Source organism: Frateuria hangzhouensis (assembly GCF_026410505.1).
GTDB classification, from domain to species: domain Bacteria; phylum Pseudomonadota; class Gammaproteobacteria; order Xanthomonadales; family Rhodanobacteraceae; genus Frateuria_A; species Frateuria_A hangzhouensis.
The window spans coordinates 139,787-160,048 of record NZ_JAPMIU010000003.1; the positions used below are offsets into that span (position 1 = coordinate 139,787).

General features: G+C 69.4%; 18 protein-coding genes and 1 tRNA gene. 13 read left to right on the plus strand and 6 right to left on the minus strand.

What is annotated here, in order from left to right; all coding sequences use genetic code 11:
* Positions 1–8: 8 nt before the first annotated feature.
* The 3 genes from queE to OSC30_RS04280 all read left to right on the plus strand — a co-directional run bounded on the left by queE (position 9) and on the right by OSC30_RS04280 (position 1,845).
* Positions 9–692: a 7-carboxy-7-deazaguanine synthase QueE gene (gene queE / locus OSC30_RS04270; protein ID WP_267170591.1), complete on the plus strand. Its 684-nt coding sequence runs from the start codon at positions 9–11 to the stop codon at positions 690–692.
* 256 nt (positions 693–948) lie between these two features.
* Positions 949–1,629 carry a 7-cyano-7-deazaguanine synthase QueC gene (queC, locus tag OSC30_RS04275; RefSeq protein WP_267170592.1) on the plus strand — a complete coding sequence of 227 codons (681 nt, stop codon included), beginning with the start codon at positions 949–951 and terminating at the stop codon, positions 1,627–1,629.
* A 140-nt stretch (positions 1,630–1,769) separates the two neighbouring features.
* A tRNA-Lys gene (locus tag OSC30_RS04280) sits at positions 1,770–1,845 on the plus strand.
* 121 nt (positions 1,846–1,966) lie between these two features.
* Here OSC30_RS04280 and OSC30_RS04285 read toward each other — a convergent pair.
* Entirely contained in the window at positions 1,967–2,245 is a 279-nt protein-coding gene (locus tag OSC30_RS04285) for a hypothetical protein (RefSeq protein ID WP_267170593.1), read from the minus strand.
* A gap of 241 nt (positions 2,246–2,486) precedes the next feature.
* Between OSC30_RS04285 and ltaE the strand changes: the two genes are divergently transcribed.
* Both ltaE and OSC30_RS04295 read left to right on the plus strand, forming a co-directional pair.
* The gene (gene ltaE, locus OSC30_RS04290) at positions 2,487–3,509 is read left to right on the plus strand and encodes a low-specificity L-threonine aldolase (protein WP_267170594.1); all 1,023 of its coding nucleotides are present in this window, start codon (positions 2,487–2,489) and stop codon (positions 3,507–3,509) included.
* Positions 3,510–3,542: 33 nt separating this feature from the next.
* Positions 3,543–4,532 (plus strand): hypothetical protein, encoded by a 990-nt coding sequence (locus tag OSC30_RS04295; protein WP_267170595.1) that lies wholly within the window; start codon positions 3,543–3,545, stop codon positions 4,530–4,532.
* A gap of 122 nt (positions 4,533–4,654) precedes the next feature.
* Here OSC30_RS04295 and OSC30_RS04300 read toward each other — a convergent pair whose 3' ends face one another.
* The 3 genes from OSC30_RS04300 to OSC30_RS04310 all read right to left on the minus strand — a co-directional run bounded on the left by OSC30_RS04300 (position 4,655) and on the right by OSC30_RS04310 (position 7,491).
* Positions 4,655–5,896, minus strand: a complete 1,242-nt coding sequence (locus OSC30_RS04300) for a polyhydroxyalkanoate depolymerase (RefSeq protein ID WP_267170596.1) — start codon at positions 5,894–5,896, stop codon at positions 4,655–4,657.
* Positions 5,897–6,089: 193 nt separating this feature from the next.
* A complete protein-coding gene (locus tag OSC30_RS04305; protein WP_267170597.1) occupies positions 6,090–6,854 on the minus strand; it encodes a class I SAM-dependent methyltransferase in 765 nt (254 codons plus the stop codon).
* Between the two features lie 136 nt (positions 6,855–6,990).
* Positions 6,991–7,491 (minus strand): RDD family protein, encoded by a 501-nt coding sequence (locus OSC30_RS04310; RefSeq protein ID WP_267170598.1) that lies wholly within the window; start codon positions 7,489–7,491, stop codon positions 6,991–6,993.
* 46 nt (positions 7,492–7,537) lie between these two features.
* Here OSC30_RS04310 and xerD point away from each other — a divergent pair, with 46 nt between their 5' ends.
* The 6 genes from xerD (at position 7,538) to OSC30_RS04340 (ending at position 16,183) form a co-directional block, all read left to right on the plus strand.
* Entirely contained in the window at positions 7,538–8,449 is a 912-nt protein-coding gene (gene xerD, locus OSC30_RS04315) for a site-specific tyrosine recombinase XerD (protein WP_267170599.1), read from the plus strand.
* A 155-nt stretch (positions 8,450–8,604) separates the two neighbouring features.
* Positions 8,605–9,378 (plus strand): DsbC family protein, encoded by a 774-nt coding sequence (locus OSC30_RS04320; protein ID WP_267170600.1) that lies wholly within the window; start codon positions 8,605–8,607, stop codon positions 9,376–9,378.
* 171 nt (positions 9,379–9,549) lie between these two features.
* Entirely contained in the window at positions 9,550–13,410 is a 3,861-nt protein-coding gene (purL, locus tag OSC30_RS04325) for a phosphoribosylformylglycinamidine synthase (protein WP_267170601.1), read from the plus strand.
* A 174-nt stretch (positions 13,411–13,584) separates the two neighbouring features.
* Positions 13,585–14,283, plus strand: a complete 699-nt coding sequence (locus tag OSC30_RS04330; protein WP_267170602.1) for a hypothetical protein — start codon at positions 13,585–13,587, stop codon at positions 14,281–14,283.
* Positions 14,284–14,375: 92 nt separating this feature from the next.
* Complete coding sequence (locus OSC30_RS04335) at positions 14,376–15,266, plus strand: glycosyltransferase family 2 protein (protein WP_267170603.1); 891 nt, start codon at positions 14,376–14,378, stop codon at positions 15,264–15,266.
* A gap of 14 nt (positions 15,267–15,280) precedes the next feature.
* Complete coding sequence (locus tag OSC30_RS04340) at positions 15,281–16,183, plus strand: DMT family transporter (RefSeq protein WP_267170604.1); 903 nt, start codon at positions 15,281–15,283, stop codon at positions 16,181–16,183.
* 231 nt (positions 16,184–16,414) lie between these two features.
* Here OSC30_RS04340 and OSC30_RS04345 read toward each other — a convergent pair whose 3' ends face one another.
* Together OSC30_RS04345 and OSC30_RS04350 are read right to left on the minus strand one after the other, a co-directional pair.
* A complete protein-coding gene (locus OSC30_RS04345) occupies positions 16,415–16,609 on the minus strand; it encodes a YbdD/YjiX family protein (RefSeq protein WP_267170605.1) in 195 nt (64 codons plus the stop codon).
* Complete coding sequence (locus OSC30_RS04350; protein WP_267170606.1) at positions 16,606–18,687, minus strand: carbon starvation CstA family protein; 2,082 nt, start codon at positions 18,685–18,687, stop codon at positions 16,606–16,608. The genes OSC30_RS04345 and OSC30_RS04350 overlap by 4 nt, the downstream gene beginning before the upstream one ends.
* 133 nt (positions 18,688–18,820) lie before the next feature.
* Here OSC30_RS04350 and OSC30_RS04355 point away from each other — a divergent pair, with 133 nt between their 5' ends.
* The gene (locus OSC30_RS04355; protein ID WP_267170607.1) at positions 18,821–19,603 is read left to right on the plus strand and encodes a DUF4197 domain-containing protein; all 783 of its coding nucleotides are present in this window, start codon (positions 18,821–18,823) and stop codon (positions 19,601–19,603) included.
* Positions 19,604–19,705: 102 nt separating this feature from the next.
* Positions 19,706–20,242 carry a peptide deformylase gene (gene def, locus OSC30_RS04360; protein ID WP_267170608.1) on the plus strand — a complete coding sequence of 179 codons (537 nt, stop codon included), beginning with the start codon at positions 19,706–19,708 and terminating at the stop codon, positions 20,240–20,242.
* Positions 20,243–20,262: the final 20 nt, after the last annotated feature.

Sequence of the window (20,262 nt, forward strand, 5' to 3'; positions counted from 1 at the left end):
TCGTGGTGATGAGTAGTGACGCGGGCGCGACGCCCGCCGTGACGGTGCCGGCCGAGCGCCTGCGCATCACCGAGATCTTCCACTCGATCCAGGGCGAGGCCGACGCGATCGGCTGGCGCACCGTGTTCGTGCGCCTGACCGGCTGTCCACTGCGCTGTACCTGGTGCGATACCGAATATTCGTTCTACGGCGGCGGCTGGCGCGCGATCGAGGAGATCGTGGCCGAGGTGGCTTCCCATGGCGCGCACCACGTCTGCGTCACCGGCGGCGAACCGTTGGCGCAGAAGCGCTGCCCGATCCTGCTGCGCAAGCTGTGCGACGCCGGCTACGAGGTGTCGCTGGAAACCTCCGGCGCGCTGGACGTTTCGGTCGTCGATCCGCGCGTGCGCAAGGTGATGGACTTGAAAGCGCCCGACTCCGGCGAGAGCGCGCGCAACCTGTGGAGCAACCTCGAGCACCTGTTGCCGCACGACCAGATCAAGATCGTCATCGCCAGCCGCGCCGACTACGAATGGGCGCGCGGCGTGGTCGCCGAGCACGGGCTGGATCGCCGCTGCATGGTGCTGTTCTCGCCCGTGCACGGCGCGGTGCAGCCGCGCGAGCTGGCCGAATGGATCATCGAAGACCGCCTTCCGGTGCGTTTCCAGATGCAGTTGCACAAGCTGCTGTGGAACGACGCGCCGGGGCATTGAAGCTCTTCGCCACCCTGCTTGCAGGCGGTCGGGACGCGGGTGACGCCTTTCGTGACGATTACCGGCACTCACGGTGGGCGAGCGCGCCAGAAGCATCGCCCACAAGTGGGCTCTCAAGGGAGGGCGGGCCGCCGCCGGTTGACGAGGCAGCCCTCCCCATCCTCCCTGCAAGCAGGGGAGGGTGCTCATGCACCGTGGCCTGTGACGCCGCGTGTGCTTTCCGGCCGGTGACCGGCCGTACCAAGGAAACCCTCCCATGTCCCAACCCATCTCCCGCAAGGCCGTCGTGCTCGTCTCCGGCGGCATGGACTCGGCCGTCGTCCTCGCCATCGCCCGCGAACAGGGCTTCGGGGTGCACGCGCTGAGCGTTGCCTATGGCCAGCGCCACAGCTCGGAGCTGGAGGCCGCCAAACGCGTCGCCGATAAGCAAGGCGCGATCGAACACAAGACCGTGCAGGTCGACCTGCGCAGCATCGGCGGCTCCGCGCTCACCGCCGACATCGAGGTGCCGGAGCAGGGCGGCGACGGCATCCCCGTCACCTACGTGCCGGCGCGCAACACCATCATGCTGTCGATTGCGCTGGGCTGGGCCGAGGTGCTGGGCGCGAACGACATCTTCTGCGGCGTCAACGCGGTGGATTATTCGGGCTATCCCGATTGCCGCCCGGCCTTCATCGACGCCTTCGAACAACTGGCCAACGTGGCCACCAAGGCCGGCGTGGAGGGCGCCGGCCTGCGCATCCATGCGCCGCTGATGCGCATGAGCAAGGCCGACATCGCCCGCGAAGGCCAGCGGCTGGAAGTGGATTTCGGGCAGACGGTGAGCTGTTACCAGGCCGACGCCCAGGGCAGCGCCTGCGGCCACTGCGACGCCTGCCACCTGCGCGCCGAAGGCTTCCGCGCCGCAGGGATTGCCGATCCCACCCACTACGTCTGACGCCGGAGCGCCTGTAGGAGCCTACTTGTGAGCGATGCTCTTGTCGCGCCTGGAAAAAGCATCGCCCACAAGCGGGCTCCTACAAAAGCGCGGGATTGTGCGGCCCGCAGGCAAACACTAAAATCGTCCGTTCGCTTGATGGGTCGTTAGCTCAGTTGGTAGAGCAGTAGACTTTTAATCTATTGGTCCCGGGTTCGAGTCCCGGACGACCCACCAGTGACATCAAGGGCTTGCAGCGATGCAGGCCCTTTTCGTTGCATGGCGTCGGCAAGGCTCCTGTCTGGAAGCTCCGCCGGCCGGGGGAGGCCACGCGAAGGCTTCGCGTGGCCCGGTTTCTTCAGCGAGCCATTCCCGCAACTTTGTCCTCCGTTTCGATCGCCCCTTCGTGGGGCGAATACTGCTTGATCGGCTTGTCCGGTGCCGATACCGATGCCAACGGGCAGAACCGCAGACACACCCGATACCTGGTGTCGCAGTCGGTGGCACCCGAAGCCACACAACCTTCGTAGGCCGGAACACAGCTACTGCAGTTGGGCTGAGCCACGGCGGGCGAGGCCGAGAAGAAGGAACCGGCAACGGCCAACGCGATGGCCGAACAGGTAAGTCGCAGATTCATGGTACGTCTCCCTGATGCTCCTCAATTGGAGCGGCTCCATGTTCCGCTTGCGCACGCCCTTTCCAATGTGTTCCAAGGCTCCAAATGCCTGTAGGGCAACCCTGAAACTACGTGAAGCAACCGTGAAAGACGGCTTGCCCGGCCCCCGCATGGCGAAATACCGCATGTGCATTGGAGGCGAGCGGCTTGCCGACAGCGCGGTCGGGCGCCAAGCTGCGATTTTGAGCTCTCGAGGTGAAATGTGGACTGGGTGGACCTGCGCAGCGATACCGTGACCCGGCCCACGCCCGCCATGCGCGCCGCGATGCTGGACGCGCCCGTGGGCGACGACGTCTACGGCGAGGACCCGACCGTCAACGCGCTTCAGCAGCGGCTGGCCGACGAGCTGGGTTTCGAGGCCGGGCTGTTCGTGCCCAGCGGCACGCAATCCAACCTGCTGGCGCTGATGTCGCACTGCGAGCGCGGCGACGAGTACATCGTCGGCATGGATGCGCACACCTACAAGTTCGAGGGCGGCGGGGCGGCGGTGCTCGGTTCGATCCAGCCGCAGCCGATCGTGCAGGACGCCGACGGCTCGCTGCCGCTGGAGCGCGTGGCTGCGGCGATCAAGCCAGTCGACCCGCACTTCGCGCGCACGCGCCTGCTGGCGCTGGAAAACACCTGGCACGGCCGCGTGCTGCCCACCGGCTACCTGCGCGAGGCGAGCGACTTCGCGCGAAAGCATGGCCTGGCGCTGCATCTGGACGGTGCCCGCCTGTACAACGCGGCGGTGGCCTCCGGCATGCCCGCGCGCGAGATCGCGCGGCGGTTCGACAGCGTCTCGGTATGCCTGTCCAAGGGGCTGGGCGCGCCGGTTGGTTCGGTGCTGGTCGGCTCAGAGGCGTTGGTCGACAAGGCACGGCGCTGGCGCAAGGTCACCGGCGGCGGCTGGCGCCAGGCCGGCCTGCTGGCGGCGGCGGGCCTGCATGCGCTGGACCATCACGTCGCGCGGCTGGCCGACGACCACGCCCGCGCCGCCACGCTGGCCGGGCAACTCGAAGCCATGCCGGGCCTGCGCCTGCTCGGCCAGCACACCAACATGGTCTTCGTCGAAGTGCCGGCCGAACGCCTGCGCGAGCTGGACGCGCACCTGCGCGAAGCCCGCATCCGCATCAGCATCGGCTACCTGCCCACGCTGCGGCTGGTCACGCATCTGGACGTGGACGATGCCGGCATCGAGCGCACCGTGCAGGCATTCGCCGCCTTCTTCCACGCGCAACGCTAGACTTCGCTTACCCGAAGGAAAAGGACGTTCCTGATGAAACCGACCTGCATGCTGGCCCTCATCCTCACGCTCGGATTCGGGCCACTGCCCGCCGCCATGGCGCAGACACCGCCGGCCGACACCAAACCGTTCGCCTTCGATCGATCCGCCGCGCAGGACTCCACGCCGGCGGTCTGCGCCTTTCCCGGACTCACGCTGCCGGCCCAGGCGAAGGTCTTCGCCGCGGGCGCGTACGGCGGCAGCCGGCAGGCGTGGCAGATCGACGACAGCGGCCACGAAGCCACGCGGATGGATGTGGTCGCCAACCAGCCGCAGGCGCCGGTGGTGCTGATGCTGGGCAGTTACGAGCCGACCGTCTGGAATGTCGGCTGGACGCCGGGGACGCGCATCCTGGCGGTGCTGCTCAGTGGCTACCACCGCCAGGTGATCACCGGCCTGCCGGCCAGCGTGCCGGTGCTCGTCAGCAGCTACGACAACAAGGGGCCGTGCGGCTACTTCTACGTCTCGGGCGAACGGGCCAAGCGGCTCAACCCCATCGCGCGCCAGGTGTTCGGGCAGGCGGTGGACATGCTCTACCTGGCACACGAGGGCAGGGTGGTGATCGGCGATCCGCTGCCCCCGGGCGTGGCGCTGGTGACGGACCGCAAGGCCCGCGCGCCCGAATCGTTCCGCCGGCCGGACTCGCAACTGGCCGGTCCGGCGGGCCTGGAGCAGGCGGTGCGCGACGGTTACCTGCGTCCGGCCACCCGGGCCGACGTCGACGCCTGGTTCGTCGCGTTGCAGGCGAGCCCGCGGCACGACGACGTGCCGCCGATCGCCGGTGGCGCGCCGCGGCGGCATATCAGCATGATCCGCGGCTACGTGGTGCTGAAGGATTACACGCTGCCGCCGGGCCTGTACGGGGCGAATTCGGCGACCTTCTTCGTGCCCAGGGGCGTGCCGCGGCCGCGGGGCGTGCTCGGCCACTCGACGCTGTACGACTTCAACACGCTTGCCTGCAGCGGCGTGGCCTGCAAGCTCTGAGGATCATCCCGGACCTGCACGGCCGACAAACGGCGCCTTTTCCGCGTAGGGTGGGCTTCAGCCCACCATGCCAGTTGCGACGAGGCCCAAGGTGGGCTGAAGCCCAACCCGACGTGACTACGTCACGCGGCCGCGCGGATGAAGTCGCGCACCTGCGGATAGACCGTCTCGCGCCAGCGCCGGCCGCTGAAAATGCCGTAATGCCCAGCGCCCTCGATCATCTTGTGCGCGCGTCGCTTCACCGGGATGCCGCTGCACAGCGCGTGCGCCGCCTCGGTCTGGCCCAGGCCGGAGATGTCGTCCAGCTCGCCCTCGATGGTCAGCAGCGCGCTGCGCGAGATGGCGCCGGGATCGACCCGTTCGCCCGCCACGTCCCACAGCCCGCGCGGCAGCAGGCATTGCTGGAAGACGGTGCTGATCGTGTCCAGGTAATAACCCGCCGGCATGTCCAGCACGGCGTTGTATTCGTCATAGAAGCGGCGATGTGCGTCGGCGTCGTCCAGGTCGCCGCGCAGCAGGTCCAGGTAGAAATCCCAGTGCGAGGACAGGTGCCGGCCGGGGTTCATCGCGACGAAGCCCGCGTGCTGCAGAAAGCCCGGATAGACCTTTCGGCCGCGGCCCGGATAGTTGGCCGGCACCGTGTGGATCAGGTTGGCCTCGAACCAGGACAACGGCTGGGTGGTCGCCAGGTCGTTGACGCTGGTGGGGCTGCGGCGCGGGTCGATCGGCCCGCCCATCATCACCAGGCTGCGCGGCGTTTCCTCGCCGCGCGCGGCCATCAGCGACACCGCCGCCAGCACCGGCACGGTCGGCTGGCACACCGACACCACATGCAGATCGCGCGCACCGAGGTGGCGGATGAACCGCTCGATGTAGCCGACGTAGTCGTCCAGCCCGAACATGCCCGCTTCGGCCGGCACCATGCGCGCGTCGACCCAGTCGGTGACGTAGACCTCGTGGTCGCGCAGCAATGTGCGCACGGTATCGCGCAGCAGCGTGGCGTGGTGTCCCGAAAGCGGCGCCACCAGCAGCACCGCCGGCTGGCGCTGCATCGCCTCGATCGCCGCCGGGTCGTCGCTGTAGCGCTTGAAGCGCCGCAGCTGGCAGAACGGCAGTTCGAGCGCGACCTGTTCCACCACCGCCACCGAGCGCCCGCCGGCCTGGATCTCGTGGATGCCGAAGGCGGGCTTCTCGTAGTCCTTGCCGAGCCGGTACATCAACTCGCAGCCGGCCGCCCAGCGTGCCGCGCCGGGCCATTGCGCCAACGCGCTTCCCGGCTCGCTGAACATCTTCGCGCTGGCTTGCGCGAAGTAGCTCATCGGGCCCAGGAAGGCGCGTTGCCACTCGTGGAGTTGATAGAGCATGGCGGGAGGATGCGTGGGCAAAGCGCCATTCTAGTGGCTTTGTGCCGCAAATGTTGCGGTGCGGCAAGGCGGCCCATCGACTTCGCCGCTGCGTGCCTACGCTCGGGATGAACGGTGAAAGGAAGCCGCTCGCGTGTGAGGGAAAACCGTTCGCGTTGAGCGTAGCCCGAAGGGCGAAGTCGAAACGCCGGCCTCAGGCGCCAGGGGAGCTCGCGCCGGCCATGCGCCGGCAGACCAGCAACACCTCGTCCACTCCTTCCACCTCCGGCAGACCCTCGCGCCACTGCAGCGGCTTCTGGAACCTGAGCCCCAGCGGCATGAAGACCCGGTTGTACCACCACATCGCGCGCTCGCGTCGATGGGTGAGGAACCATTGCCCCAAATCCAGCAGGCGCGAGGATTTCGGCTGCATGCCATAGACCGCGCTGCGCTCCAGCGCGAATCCGTGCGCGGCGAGCCTGGCCTCGATCGCGTCCGGCTCGTAGCGGCGGCAATGGCCGACGAACTCGTCGAAGGCGGTCCACGCGTGCGCGTGCAACGGCACTGACAGCAACAGCGTCGCGCCTGGCGCGGCGACCCGTGCCAGCTCCCTCAGCGCACCGTCGTCATCGGCCACGTGTTCGAGGATGTCGAACGCGCAGACCAGGTCGAACTGCGCATCGGCGCAGGGCAGGGCGCCGATCATGCCGTGCGTGGCATTGGCCCCTCTGGCGCGCAGCTTGGACAGCGCGGCATGGCTCAGATCGACGAAGCAGGTGCCCTCCAGCGGCAGGCGCGGGCGCAGGCCGGGCGCCACCTCGAGCCGGCGCGGGGCGGCGGCGGCCAGTTCACGCAGCAGGGGCCAGGTGTTGAAGCGCTCCGGATCGACCAGCCGCGCTTGCGCCCACAGCGCCTCGTAGAACCCGCGGTTGACGCGGAGCAGTTCGGCATCGCTGCGGGTGGGTGCGGAGGTGGCCATGCACACCTTTTACAGCAAGCGCGGCCGCCCCGGGTGTGAACCCGCCGCCCTTCGCAGGAGCCCACTTGTGGGCGATGCTCTTCGGGCAGCTGGCGAGGAAAGGCATCGCTCACAAGTGGGCTCCTACAAGGGCCGGTCAGATCCGGCGCACCTCGGTGCCTGCGAGCAGGTCATGCACCGCCCGCCGCCGACGATCGAACAGCGCCGGCGCGAACCACAGCGCCCAGCCGACCAGCACTGCCCAGATCGCGCCACGCAATCCCAGCCACGGCGCCAGTCCGAGCAGCAGTAGCGGCAACGCCGCGGCGATCACCCGCCGCAACGCCTGGCCGAACACCAACATGCCACCGTCGCCAGCAACCACGCGGATGCGCCACGGCCGCATGCCCAGCGTCTGCCCGCCACGCATCCACGAGGCGACGAAGTAAGCGGCCACCACCAGACCCTGCAGCGGCTGGTACCACCATGCGATCGCCGTGTGCGCGCCGGTGGCGATCAGCCGGCCGCCGGTGGCCAGCTGGCACAGCAGCCCCACCACCATCACGATCGCCACCACCGCGAGCAGGTCGTAGACCAGTGCGGTGAGGCGTCGCCATAGCGGGCAGGGCAGGGAAGCGGCGTGGGCTGGTGGGGTCATCGGCGTTTCGCTTGCGCCCGCCGGCAACCGCGGCGAGCATCTGTACATGCAGGAAAAGAGCGCAAGTATCGCCGAAGCCGACCAGCGCAGCATCGCGGCCTTCCTCGAGCGGGTCTGGTCGGAGGACGGATTGGCCGACCGCACCCTGGAAGCGTATCGGCAGGACCTGGAAGGACTGGCGCGCTGGCTCGCCACGCGCGGACGCAGCCTGTCCACGGCGCGGCGCGAGGATCTGTCGGCCTTCCACGGCAGCCAGCCGGCCGCGGTGCGCTCGATGGCCCGGCGCCAGTCGACCTTCCGCCGCTATTACGGCCACCTGGCCCGCGACACCCCCGGGTTCGAAGATCCGACCCTGCTGATCGAGCGCCCGCGGATGCCGCGCAGCCTGCCCAAGGCGCTGGCCGAGCGCGAGATCGAGGCGCTGCTGGCCGCGCCCGATCTCACCTCCACCCTGGGCCTGCGCGACCGCGCCATGCTGGAGCTGATGTACGCCTCGGGCCTGCGCGTCTCCGAGCTGGTCGACTTGCCGCTGGCCGCGCTCAACACCCGCCAGGGCGTGCTGCGGATCACCGGCAAGGGCGGCAAGGACCGGCTGGTGCCGGTGGGCGAGGTGGCGCTGGAGCGCATCGAGGCCTACCTCGCCGACGCGCGGCCGCGACTGGCCAAGGGCCGCCAGCCGGTAGCGTTGTTCCTCAGCCAGCGCGGCGAAGGGATGACCCGCCAGATGTTCTGGACCCTGGTCAAGCGCCACGCGCTGGCGGTCGGCATCGAGGGCAAGCGCATCTCCCCGCACGTGTTGCGCCATTCCTTCGCCACCCACTTGCTCAACCACGGTGCCGACCTGCGCGTACTGCAACTGCTGCTGGGCCACGCCTCGCTCAGCACTACGCAGATCTACACGCTGGTGGCGAAGGACGGCCTGAAGCGCCTGCACGCCAAGCATCATCCCCGCGGCTGATGAGCATCGGCGTAGGGTGGGCTTCAGCCCACCGCGGCGGGCTGCTGGGCTGAAGGCCACCCTACGGGGTGTGCGGAAGTGACAACCGCGCCAGCCCCGCTGTGCCAGAATCGGCCTGATCGCCGCTTTCCCCCACGCGGCCACGAGGTTTCCCGATGTTCAAGAAGCTTTCCGCCGCGCTGCTCGCCAGCGCCTTCGCGCTCGCCGCCTGCGCCGCCGATCGCCAGGACGCCGTTGCCGCCGCTGGCGCGGCCGACCCGGCCGCCGAACAGGTCGTGCGCAGCGCACTGCAGAAGCTCGCCCCCGGCGTGCAACTGGACGAAATCTCGCCCGCGCCGCTGCCGGGCTTCTATCAGGTGATCGCCTCGGGCCAGCTCGTCTACGTCAGCACCGACGGCAAGTACATGCTCAATGGCGACCTGGTCGACCTGGGCGTGAAAGAGAACCTCAGCGAGCGCGCCTGGGCCGCGTTCCGCAAGAACCAGCTGGCCAAGGTGCCAGCATCCCAGCGCATCGTGTTCGCGCCGCCGAACCCCAGGTACACCGTCACCGTGTTCTCCGACGTCAACTGCGGTTACTGCCGCATGTTTCATTCGCACATCGACCAGCTGAACGCCGAAGGCATCGCCGTGGAGTACCTGGCCTGGCCGCGCGAGGGCCTGGCCACCACCGCTGGCGACCCCACCGAGACCTACAAGGAAATGGTTTCGGTCTGGTGCGCGCCCGACCGCAAGGCCGCCTTCACGGCCGCCAAGCAGGGCAAGGCCCCCGAGCCGGCCACCTGCCCGAACCCGGTCAAGGACGAATTCGACCTGGGCGTGAAGCTGGGCGTCACCGGCACGCCGATGATCGTCGGCCCCAACGGCATGGTGCTGGGCGGCTACGTGCCGCCGGACAAGCTGCTGAAAATGCTCCAAAAGGGCGGCTGATCCGCTTTTTGCAGGGGCCCGCTTGCGGGCATGCTCTTCCGCATCCGTCCAGAAGGGCATCGCCCGCAAGCGGACTCCTACAGGGTCCGGAAGGGTGAGGGCGGCGTGGATGGGCCGCCTGGCGGCATCGGGTAGAATGGGCGTTTCCCGCTTCGCGCCGAATCCCCCCGCATGATCGCTTTCGACGGGCAGAGCGCCCTTTCGCCGTTTCGCCTGGATCGCCTGAACGCCCGTCTCGACGCGGTATACCGCGGTGCGCGGGTACAGGCTTCCTGGTTCGTCTACGTGCTGGATGCCGACCACACCCCGGAAGGCGCCGAGCGCAAGCGCCTGCTCGAGGTGCTGGAGGCCAGGGATGCCGCGCCCGAACCCGCCACGCTGTGGACGGTGCCGCGGCTGGGCACGATCTCGCCGTGGTCGAGCAAGGCCACCGACATCCTGCATGGCGCCGGCTTCGACGCGCGCCGCGTCGAGCGCGGCGTCGCCTGGCAGGTGGCCGGCCTGCCGGATGCCGGTACGCCCGGGTACGCCGCGGTGACGGCGGTCCTGCACGATCCGATGACCGAATCGGTGCTGGCCGACCTGGCCCAGGCGCAGGGGCTGTTCCTGGCCGGCTCGCCGGGTGAGCTCGTGCACATCGAACTGGGCGGCGATCCGCGCGCCGCGCTCGCCGCCGCCAACGCCCGCCTGGGCCTGGCGCTGGCCGAGGACGAGATCGACTACCTCGCCGAGTGCTACGCCGAACTCGGCCGCGACCCGAGCGACGCCGAGCTGTTCATGTTTGCGCAGGCCAACTCCGAGCATTGCCGCCACAAGGTGTTCAACGCCAGCTGGACAATCGACGGCGAGGCACAGGACAAGAGCCTGTTCGCCATGATCAAGCACACCCACCAGTGCTCGCCGGCGCACACGCTGTCGGCCTACAAGGACAACGCGGCGGTGATCGAGGGCCACCCTGGCCAGCGCTTCTTCACCGACGGCCAGGGCATCTGGCGCCAGCACGACGAGCAGGTCGATTACGCGATCAAGGTCGAGACGCACAACCACCCGACCGCCATCGCACCCTGGCCGGGCGCGGCCACCGGCGCCGGCGGCGAGATCCGCGACGAGGGCGCCACCGGCCGCGGCGCGCGGCCCAAGGCCGGCCTGAGCGGGTTCTCGGTGTCCGACCTGCGCATCCCCGGCGCGGCCGAGCCGTGGGAAGTGGACCGTCCGCTGCCGCCGCGCATGGCCAGCGCCTTCGAGATCATGCGCGACGGCCCGCTCGGCGCGGCCGCGTTCAATAACGAGTTCGGCCGCCCCTGCCTGGGCGGCTATTTCCGTACCTACGAACATGAAACCGGCGAAGCGGGCGTGCGCCGCGGCTACGACAAGCCGATCATGATCGCCGGCGGCCTGGCCAATATCCGCCGGGACCATGTCCAGAAGCGCGAGCTGGAGGCCGGCCACGCGGTGATCGTGCTGGGCGGCCCGGCGATGCTGATCGGCCTGGGCGGCGGCGCGGCCTCCTCGGTGGCCTCCGGTGCGTCCAGCGCGGAACTCGACTTCGCCTCGGTGCAGCGCGACAACGCCGAGATGGAGCGGCGCTGCCAGCAGGTGATCGACAGTTGCTGGATGCGCGGCGAGCACAATCCGATCGTCAGCATCCACGACGTCGGCGCCGGCGGCCTGTCCAACGCGATTCCGGAGATCCTCAACGACGCCGGCGTCGGCGGCGAGATCGACCTCTCCAAGATCCCCTGCGACGATCCCTCGCTCTCGCCGATGCAGGTGTGGAGCAACGAATCGCAGGAGCGCTACGTGCTCGGCATCGCGCAGGAAGACCTCGCCGAATTCGAGGCCTACTGCCAGCGCGAGCGCTGCCCCTACGCCGTCGTCGGCACCGCGACCGCCGAGCGCATATTGCGCGTGCGCGATCCACGCCGCGACCTGACCGTCATCGACCTGCCGATGGACGTGCTGTTCGGCAAGCCGCCGCGCATGCACCGCGACGCGCAGCGCATCAAGCCGCGCGTGGACCTGCTGCCGGACCTCTCCGGCATCGGCATGGACGAGGCGGTGCAGCGCGTGCTGCGCCTGCCCACGGTGGGCAGCAAGAGCTTCCTGATCACTATCGGCGACCGCACTGTCGGCGGCCTGAACCATCGCGACCCGATGGTCGGCCCGTGGCAGGTGCCGGTGGCCGACTGCGCCGTGACGCTGACCGACTTCGACGGCTACCAGGGCGAGGCGATGGCGATGGCCGAGCGCGCGCCGGTGGCGCTGCTCTCCAGCGCCGATGCCGCGCGCCTGGCGGTGGGCGAGGCGATCACCAACCTGGCCGCCGCGCCGATCGAAAACCTGGGCGAGATCCGCCTGTCGGCCAACTGGATGGCCGCGGTCAACCATCCGGGCGAGGACGCCGCCCTGTTCGACGCGGTCAAGGCCGTTGGCATGGAGCTGTGCCCCGCGCTGGACATCGCCATCCCGGTCGGCAAGGACTCGCTCTCGATGCAGACCGTGTGGCAGGACGGTGAGCAGCCGCAGCGCACGGTGGCGCCGGTATCGCTGGTCATCACCGGTTTCGTCCGCGTCGATGACGTGCGCCGCACGCTCACGCCGCAGCTCAAGCTCGACCGGGGTGATTCGGACCTGTGGCTGCTCGACCTGGGCGCCGGCCGCGACCGCCTGGGCGGCTCCGCGCTGACTCAGGTGTTCAACCGCTCCGGTGGCGTGCCGCCGGACCTGGACGATCCCAGGCGCCTGCGCGCGCTGTTCGAACTGGTGCAGGAAGCCAACCGCGCCGGACTGGTGCTGGCCTACCACGACCGCTCCGACGGCGGCGTGCTGGTGACCCTGCTGGAGATGGCGTTCGCCGGCCACTGTGGCCTGGAGCTCCATCTCGATGGCTGGGCGGACGCGACCCTGCGCGCGCTCTTCAACGAGGAGCTCGGCGCCGTGCTGCAGGTGGCCAGCGCCAACCGCGAGGCGTTCGAGGCGCTGCTGGTCAAGCACAGCCTGGCCGGCATGAGCCACCGCATCGGTCGGCCCAGGGAAAAGCTCGGCATCAAGCTCTACCTGGGCAACGAAAGCGTGTTCAAGTGGAACTGGACGCAGTTGTTCGGCGCCTGGAACCACGCCAGCCACGCCATGCAGCGCCTGCGCGACAACCCCGCCAGCGCCGATGCCGAGCAGGAGTGGCGCCTGGACGACGCCGATCCGGGCGTCAGCCCCAAGCTGTGCTTCGATCCGGCCGAGGACATCGCCGCACCGTACATCGCCAAGGGAGCGCGCCCGCGCGTGGCGATCCTGCGCGAGCAGGGCGTCAACGGCCAGGTCGAGATGGCCGCGGCGTTCACCCGCGCCGGCTTCGAGGCGGTCGACGTGCACATGTCCGACCTCGCTGCCGGTCGCCACAAGCTGGCCGACTTCCGCGGTTTCGCCGCCTGCGGCGGTTTCTCCTACGGCGACGTGCTCGGCGCCGGCCGCGGCTGGGCCACCTCGATCCTCTACAACGAGGCGATGCGTGAGCAATTCGAGGCGTTCTTCAACGACCCGTCGAAGTTCGCCCTGGGTGCCTGCAACGGTTGCCAGATGCTCTCGCAGCTCAAGGACATCATCCCCGGTGCCAGGCACTGGCCGAAGTTCGTGCGCAACGCCTCCGAACAGTACGAGGCGCGCCTTGCCACGCTCGAGGTGCTCGACTCGCCCAGCCTGTTCTTCAAGGGCATGAACGGCTCGCGCATCCCGGTGGCGGTGGCGCACGGCGAAGGCCGGGTCAGCTTCCCCTACGCGTGCAGCCCGTCCAAGGCGCAGGCGGCGGTGCGTTTCGTCGACAACCGCGGCAAGCCCACCGAGAACTACCCGCTCAACCCGAACGGCTCGCCCGGCGGCCTGGCCGGCTTCACAGCCGCCGACGGCCGCGTGACCATCCTGATGCCGCATCCAGAGCGCGTGTTTCGCAGCGTGCAGCTGAGCTGGCACCCGGATACCTGGGGCGAGGATTCGCCGTGGATGCGCATGTTCCGCAACGCGCGGGCGTGGTGCGGCTGAGGGCTTGACCTGGCACACGGTGACGCAACCGGTTGCTGACATCCCGCACCGGCGCACGCGGTAAGGTCGGCGCATGTCGCGTGCCAAGAGCCTCTGCCTGCCACCAGTCCCCGTCGACGCGCTGCGGACGGGTCGCTTTCCCGACGCGGCCGGGAGAGCGGGAACAGGCGTGCCATGACGCTGTCGCGCAGGCGTTGGTTCTACGCGCTGGCCTGGCTGCTGGCGCTGGTCGTGCTGCCGTGGTGGCTCGGCCTGCCGCTGTTGCTGGCGATCGCGGCGGCGCTGCTGTTCGCCGCCGAGCGGCTGGAACGCCATGCGCCCGTGTTGCGGCTGGCCCTGCGCTGGGGGTTGCCGGGCGTGCTGCTCGCGCTGCAGCGGGGGCTGGGCGGCGATGCCTTCGCCTGGGCGATGGCCCTGTTGGGAGCCCTGGCCGGCTTTACCCTGCTGGCCGGACTGGAGGCCTGGCTCGATCGCGGGCGGCGCGAGAAGGTGGCCCAGCCGGAACTGCGTGACTGGCCCAGCCTGGCATTGGCCCCGATCGGCCCAGCGGTGGCGGTGGTCGAACTGCGACCCCCCGAGTGGTCGGAGGGCGTGTGCCCGGATCCGCTTGGCGGCGAAGCGCACTGGCAGGCCGGCTGTTTCGTGCTGCCCGACGGCGCCACGGTCGAGCGCGTGCAGCCGCGCGCGGCGTTCAGTCCCGACGGCCGCTGGTTCGTCGCGCGTACCTCGCGCGGCGTCGTGCTGGTCGACCGCGATCACCGTCGCAGCCATCGCCTGCGCGGCTGGGAACTGTGCGGTTGGCACGAGGGGCCCTGGTTCGTCAGCGGGTCTGGACCGGCGATGGCCTGGCGTGAAGTCCTCGGTCAACACTGACCGGCGGCGCAGGATCCCGTCCGAACGTGGGTGACAGGCACTGGCAAGCCCTGCCGGTTCTCCCAACCTCGCCCCTCCCGCATACTTGTCAGGTGTCCACTCCCATCCCCCTCGCAAACCACCTGCCCGTCAGCGTGATCGTGGTCTGTGCCGACAGCGGGCCTTCCCTGCGCGACTGTGTGCAGCGGGTGCTCGACAGCACGGTGCCGCTGGAGCTGATCCTGATCGACAACGGCTCGACCGACGCGGTGCCGTCGTCGATCGAGCAGGCGCACGCGCACGATCCGCGGCTGAAGGTGATCTACAATCACGCCAACCTCGGCTTCGGTCCGGCGGTGAACCGTGCCGCCGCCGTGGCGACCGGCGAACACCTGCTGGTGCTCAATCCCGATTGCCTGCTCGAGCCGGACACGCTGACCCGCATGCTGGACACGCTCGACGAACACCCCGAGGCGGGCATCGTCGGCGCCGTGGTCTGCGCTGCCGACGGCACGCCGGACCCTGCCTCCTACCGGCGCGACCCGCTGCTGCGCCACGCGCTGGCGACACTGCTGGGCGCGCGCGGAGGCATGAACATCGACGGCGCGATCCCGGCGCAGGTGGTGGATGCCGAGGCGGTGTCCGGTGCGCTGATGCTGCTGCCGCGCAAGGTGTTCGAACGCCTCGGCGGCTTCGACGAAGCCTACTTCCTGCATTGCGAGGACCTGGACCTGTGTCGCCGCGCGCGCGATGCCGGCCATGCGGTGCTGCTCGCCGGCGACGTGCGCGTGCTGCACGGCAAGGGCGGATCGAGCCGGCACCGGCCGGTGTTTGTCAGCCGCCACAAGCACCGCGGCATGTGGCGCTGGTTCCGCAAGTTCGACCCGGCCGCGCGCAACCCGCTGGTCGCCGGCGCCGTGTGGGTGGGCATCTGGGCGCATTTCGTGATGCAGGTGCCCGGCCAGTGGTGGCGCCTGGCCCGGGCGTTGCGCCGCGCCGCGTAACGCGTCCTTCGCCCATGATCGACGCGCATCGCCCACGCACGCTTGCCGCCACCGCTGGCCTGGTCCTGCTCACCGCGGTGTGGGGCTCGACATTCGTGCTGATCAAGGACGTGGTCGAACGCATGCGCGTGGTCGACTTCCTCGCCGTGCGATTCAGCGTCGCGGCCGTGGTGATGCTGGTGTTCCTGGCACGCCCGGTGTGGCGGCTGGAGCGCCGGCAACTGCGGCGCGCGCTCTTGCTGGGCGTGGTCTATGGCGCCGGCCAACTGCTGCAGACCTGGGGCCTGAAGCTGATTTCGCCGAGCGTCAGCGGCTTCGCCACCGGCATGTATGTGGTATTCACGCCGATCCTCGCCTGGTTGCTGCTGCGCGAACGGATCGCCGGCGTGGTCTGGCTGGCGGTGGCGCTGGCCACCGGCGGGCTCGCGCTGCTGTCGTTGCGTGGCGTGTCGGTCGATGCGGGCGTGTGGCTGACGCTGGCCTCCGCCGCGATGTACGCGCTGCACATCGTGGGCCTCGGGCGCTGGTCGCGCGAGGCGGACGCCCTCGGCATGTCGGTGGTGCAGGTGGTGGCGATCGCGGTGGTCTGCCTGCTGGCCACTGTGCCGCGGGGGCCGTCGCTGCCGCCGGACGGTGCGGCCTGGCTGGCGGTGCTCTACATGGCGCTGGTCGCCGGCGCCGGCGCCATGCTGATGCAGACCTGGGCCCAGGCGCACCTGCCGCCCGCGCGCGCGGCGATCGTGATGACCACCGAGCCGGTGTTCGCCGCCGGCTTCGCCGTCGCGCTGGGCGTGGATGCCTTGAACTGGCGCATGCTGGCCGGCGGTGCGCTGGTGCTGGGGGCGATGTATCTGGTGGAGCTGGCGCCCAAGCGCGCCGTGGCGTTACCGGCCGAAGGGCTGCATCACGAAGTCTAGCGGCCCCTCGCAGGAGCGCCTCTGTGCGCGACCGTCAACCATCCGGCCACGCCCGGGCGCGGGTCGCCAGTGGGAACGTAGGGTGGGCTTCAGCCCACCATCCCGGCGGCGTGCGGTGGGCTGAAAGCCGACCTACGAAGGATCTTGCAGAACGCACCCTGTGCATGACCGCACGGGCGGCCATGCGGCCCGTGGTCGCGCACAGGGCGCTCCTACACAAAGCCCCGCGCGTCAGCAGCAACGCCCGCCGGTGCCCTTGTAGCGCGCTTCCTGCCGCTCGCGGAAGAACGCCGCGTAGCTCGGCACCGGCCGCTCCGGATGATGCTCGTGCAGGTGCCGGACGTAGGTGTCGTAGTCGGGCACGCCGCAGCACAGCCGCGCCGTCTGCACGGCGCGCGCCCAGGCAGCCCGCAGCCAGCGCTTCATGGCGCACTCCCGCTGACCGCATCCAGCGGCACGTACGGCTCCTCGTGCGCGGTGGGATGGTTGATGCGCCAGGCGCGCACGATCGTGCGCAGGCCGAACGCCACCATGGTCAGCACCAGCAGCATGAACAGCGCGGTGAGTCCCGCGTCCACGTAGTTGTTGGTGACGATGCGCTGCATCTCGGCCACGTCCTTCGCCGGCGCCAGCAGCTTGCCCTCGGCAGCCGCGGCAGCGTACTTCTGCGCGGCGGCGGTAAAGCTGATCGGCCCGACCAGCTTGTCGTACCCGGCCGCCAGCGTGCACACGATCAGCCAGATCGCCGGCACGCCCGGCACCCACACGTACCGCTCGCGCTTGAGCTTCACCACCACCACGGTCGCCAGCATCAATGCGATCGCCGCCAGCATCTGGTTGGCGATGCCGAACAGCGGCCACAACGTGTTGATGCCGCCCAGCGGATCGACCGCGCCCTGGTAGAGGAAATAGCCCCACAGCCCGACGCAGATCGCCGTGGCCAGCAGGTTGCCCGTCCACGACTCGGTCTGCTGCAGCGGCTTGTGGATGAGCCCCGCGATCTCCTGGATCATGAACCGCCCCACGCGCGTGCCGGCGTCCACCGTGGTGAGGATGAACAGCGCCTCGAACAGGATCGCGTAGTGGTACCAGAACGCCATCATGCCGCCGCCGGGAATGATCTCGTGCAGCAGCCGCGCCATGCCCACCGCCAGCGTCGGCGCACCGCCGGCGCGCGAGAGCACGCTGGCCTCGCCGATGTCTTTCGCCGTTTGCGTGAGCTGGTCCGGCGTGACCACGAAGCCCCACTGGCTGATCGTCTGCGCCGCCTGTTCGGCAGTGGTGCCGATCAGCGCCGCCGGCGAGTTCATCGCGAAGTACACGCCCGGATGCAGCGAGGCGGCCGCAACGAGCGCCATGATGGCTACGAAGGCCTCCATCAGCATGCCGCCGTAGCCGATCATGCGCGCCTCGCCCTCGCTGGCGAGCAGCTTCGGGGTGGTGCCCGAGGCGATGATCGAATGCCATCCCGACACCGCGCCGCAGGCGATGGTGATGAACAGGAAGGGGAACAGGTTGCCGGCGAACACCGGTCCGGTGCCGTCGATGAAGCGCGTCACCGCGGCCATCTGCAGCATCGGCGCGGCTAGAAAGATCGCCAGCGCCAGCAGCCCGATCGTGCCGATCTTGAGGAAGGTCGACAGGTAATCGCGCGGCGCCAGCAGCAGCCACACCGGCAGCACCGAGGCGCAGAAGCCGTAGGCGATCAGCAGCCATGCCAACGCCTTGGCGTCGAAGTCGAACAGCGGCGCCAGCGTGGCCGACTCGGCCACGTGACGGCCGAACCAGATCGACGCCAGCAACAGCACCAGCCCGATGATCGACACCTCCAGAATCCGTCCCGGCCGCAGCCAGCGCAGGTAGACGCCCATCAGCAGCGCGATCGGGATCGTGGCGGCCACGGTGAAGGTGCCCCACGGGCTGTGCGTGAGCGCCTTGACCACCACCAGCGCGAGCACCGCCAGCACGATCATCATCAGCACCAGCACGCCCAGCATGGCGATGATGCCGGGCACGTGGCCCAGTTCCTCGCGCAGCATGTGCCCCAGCGAGCGCCCGTCGCGGCGCAGCGACAGCGCCAGGATCATGAAATCCTGCACCGCCCCGGCGAACACCACGCCGAACAGGATCCACAGCGTGCCCGGCAGATAGCCCATCTGCGCCGCCAGCACCGGCCCCACCAGCGGCCCGGCGCCGGCGATGGCAGCGAAATGGTGGCCGAACACCACCCACTTGTCGGTCGGCACGTAGTCCAGCCCGTCCGGGTGGCGCATCGCCGGCGTGGCGCGCGTGGGATCGAGTTCGAGCACGCGGTGCTCGATGAATTTGCCGTAGAAGCGGTAACCGATCACGAACACGGCAATTGCCGCGGCAACCAGCCAGATCGCGTTGATCGGCTCGCCTCGTCGCAATGCCACCACGCCCAGGCACCAGGCGCCGACGACGGCGATGGCAATCCACAGCAGCTTGCCCGCGGGACTGGGCGGAACGGCGGCGCTACGCATAGGCGTCTCCTGGCGGATGGCGCAAGAGTCGCCCCGGCCGCCGCGGGGGTCAATGCGCAAGGAGTGAATCCGCCGCATGCCGCCCGCGGCAAGGCCACGTACACTGCCGGCACCACTTCCGCGGAGACCGATCATGCCCCTGCGTTTTCGCCACGGCCTGTGCGCCCTGGCGCTGGCCGCCGCCGTGGCTCCGGTCGGCGCCGCCAGCGGCCAGTTCGAGGATCTGCTCAAGCAGCTCAAGCAGGGCCGCCATGCCCAGGATGCGGACCGCGCTGCCAACCTGCCCAGCAGCGACATCGCCGCCGGCCTGAAAGAGGCGCTCGCCAAGGGCACCACGCATGCGATCAATGCGCTGGGCCGCAAGGACGGTTTCTGGAGCAACGCCAAGGTGCGTATTCCGTTGCCCGGCAAGCTGCAGCAGCTGGGCGACCTGGCGCGCCAATTCGGCCAGGGCGCCAGGGTCGATGCCTTCGAGCTCAGCATGAACCGCGCCGCGGAGAAGGCCGTGCCGCAGGTGGCCGACATCTTCGTTGACGCCATCCGCAAGATGACGCTGCAGGATGCCCGCGGCATCCTCACCGGCGGCGACCACGCGGCGACCGACTTCTTTCGCCGCGTCGCCGGCGACACGCTGGCCGCGCGCATCCATCCGATCGTTGCCCAGGCGACGCAAAACGTCGGCGTCACGCGCAAGTACAAGGCGCTCACCGCGGCTGAAGGCAACGGGCTGGGCGGCGTGCTCGGCGCGCTCGGCGGCAGCGAGGACAAGCACAACCCGCTGGACCTGGACGACTACGTCACCGCGCAGACGCTCGATGGGTTGTTCACCATGATCGGCGAACAGGAGCAGGCCATCCGCAAGAACCCCGCCGCCCGCACCACCGAACTGCTGAAGAAGGTTTTCGGTAGCCGCTAGGGTTTCGTGGCGGCGGTCCGGTGGCGGGCTGAAGCCCACCCTGCTTGCAATTGGCTGTCCCGCCCGCAGTCCTGATACGAGCCACCAAACCGCGAGGCCCCGATGATCCGCGACATCCTCAAGATGGGCGACCCACGCCTGCTCCGCATCGCCCCCGCCGTGCCCGCCGGGATGATCGGCAGCGCCGAGTTGCACGAACTGATCCAGGACATGTTCGACACCATGGAAGCCGCCGGCGGCGTCGGCCTGGCCGCGCCGCAGATCGGCGTGGACCTGCAACTGGTGATCTTCGGCTTCGATCGGTCTGACCGCTATCCGGACGCCCCGGCGGTGCCGCGCACGATCCTGCTCAACCCGCTCGTGACGCCGGCGTCGCAGGACATGGAAGAAGGCTGGGAAGGCTGCCTCTCCGTGCCCGGCCTGCGCGGAGTGGTGAGCCGTTTCACCCTGATCCGCTACCAGGGCATCGATCCGAAGGGCGAGCCGATCGACCGCACCGCCGAAGGCTTCCATGCGCGCGTGGTGCAGCACGAATGCGACCACCTGATCGGGCGCCTGTACCCCTCGCGCATCACCGATTTCTCCAGGTTCGGCTTTACCGACGTGCTGTTTCCGGACATGGATCCCGCCGGCGACTAACCGCGACGCCTTGTTCCCGC

Bases quoted from the DNA above. Each gene is read 5' to 3' on its own strand.
- xerD (WP_267170599.1), top strand. From the start codon at position 7,538: ATGCAGGAAAAGAGCGCAAGTATCGCCGAAGCCGACCAGCGCAGCATC.
- purL (WP_267170601.1), top strand. From the start codon at position 9,550: ATGATCGCTTTCGACGGGCAGAGCGCCCTTTCGCCGTTTCGCCTGGAT.
- OSC30_RS04310 (WP_267170598.1), bottom strand. From the start codon at position 7,491: ATGACCCCACCAGCCCACGCCGCTTCCCTGCCCTGCCCGCTATGGCGA.
- OSC30_RS04350 (WP_267170606.1), bottom strand. From the start codon at position 18,687: ATGCGTAGCGCCGCCGTTCCGCCCAGTCCCGCGGGCAAGCTGCTGTGG.
- OSC30_RS04320 (WP_267170600.1), top strand. From the start codon at position 8,605: ATGTTCAAGAAGCTTTCCGCCGCGCTGCTCGCCAGCGCCTTCGCGCTC.
- OSC30_RS04300 (WP_267170596.1), bottom strand. From the start codon at position 5,896: ATGCTCTATCAACTCCACGAGTGGCAACGCGCCTTCCTGGGCCCGATG.
- queE (WP_267170591.1), top strand. From the start codon at position 9: ATGAGTAGTGACGCGGGCGCGACGCCCGCCGTGACGGTGCCGGCCGAG.
- OSC30_RS04295 (WP_267170595.1), top strand. From the start codon at position 3,543: ATGAAACCGACCTGCATGCTGGCCCTCATCCTCACGCTCGGATTCGGG.
- OSC30_RS04340 (WP_267170604.1), top strand. From the start codon at position 15,281: ATGATCGACGCGCATCGCCCACGCACGCTTGCCGCCACCGCTGGCCTG.
- def (WP_267170608.1), top strand. From the start codon at position 19,706: ATGATCCGCGACATCCTCAAGATGGGCGACCCACGCCTGCTCCGCATC.
- OSC30_RS04345 (WP_267170605.1), bottom strand. From the start codon at position 16,609: ATGAAGCGCTGGCTGCGGGCTGCCTGGGCGCGCGCCGTGCAGACGGCG.
- OSC30_RS04285 (WP_267170593.1), bottom strand. From the start codon at position 2,245: ATGAATCTGCGACTTACCTGTTCGGCCATCGCGTTGGCCGTTGCCGGT.
- OSC30_RS04330 (WP_267170602.1), top strand. From the start codon at position 13,585: ATGACGCTGTCGCGCAGGCGTTGGTTCTACGCGCTGGCCTGGCTGCTG.
- queC (WP_267170592.1), top strand. From the start codon at position 949: ATGTCCCAACCCATCTCCCGCAAGGCCGTCGTGCTCGTCTCCGGCGGC.
- OSC30_RS04305 (WP_267170597.1), bottom strand. From the start codon at position 6,854: ATGGCCACCTCCGCACCCACCCGCAGCGATGCCGAACTGCTCCGCGTC.
- OSC30_RS04355 (WP_267170607.1), top strand. From the start codon at position 18,821: ATGCCCCTGCGTTTTCGCCACGGCCTGTGCGCCCTGGCGCTGGCCGCC.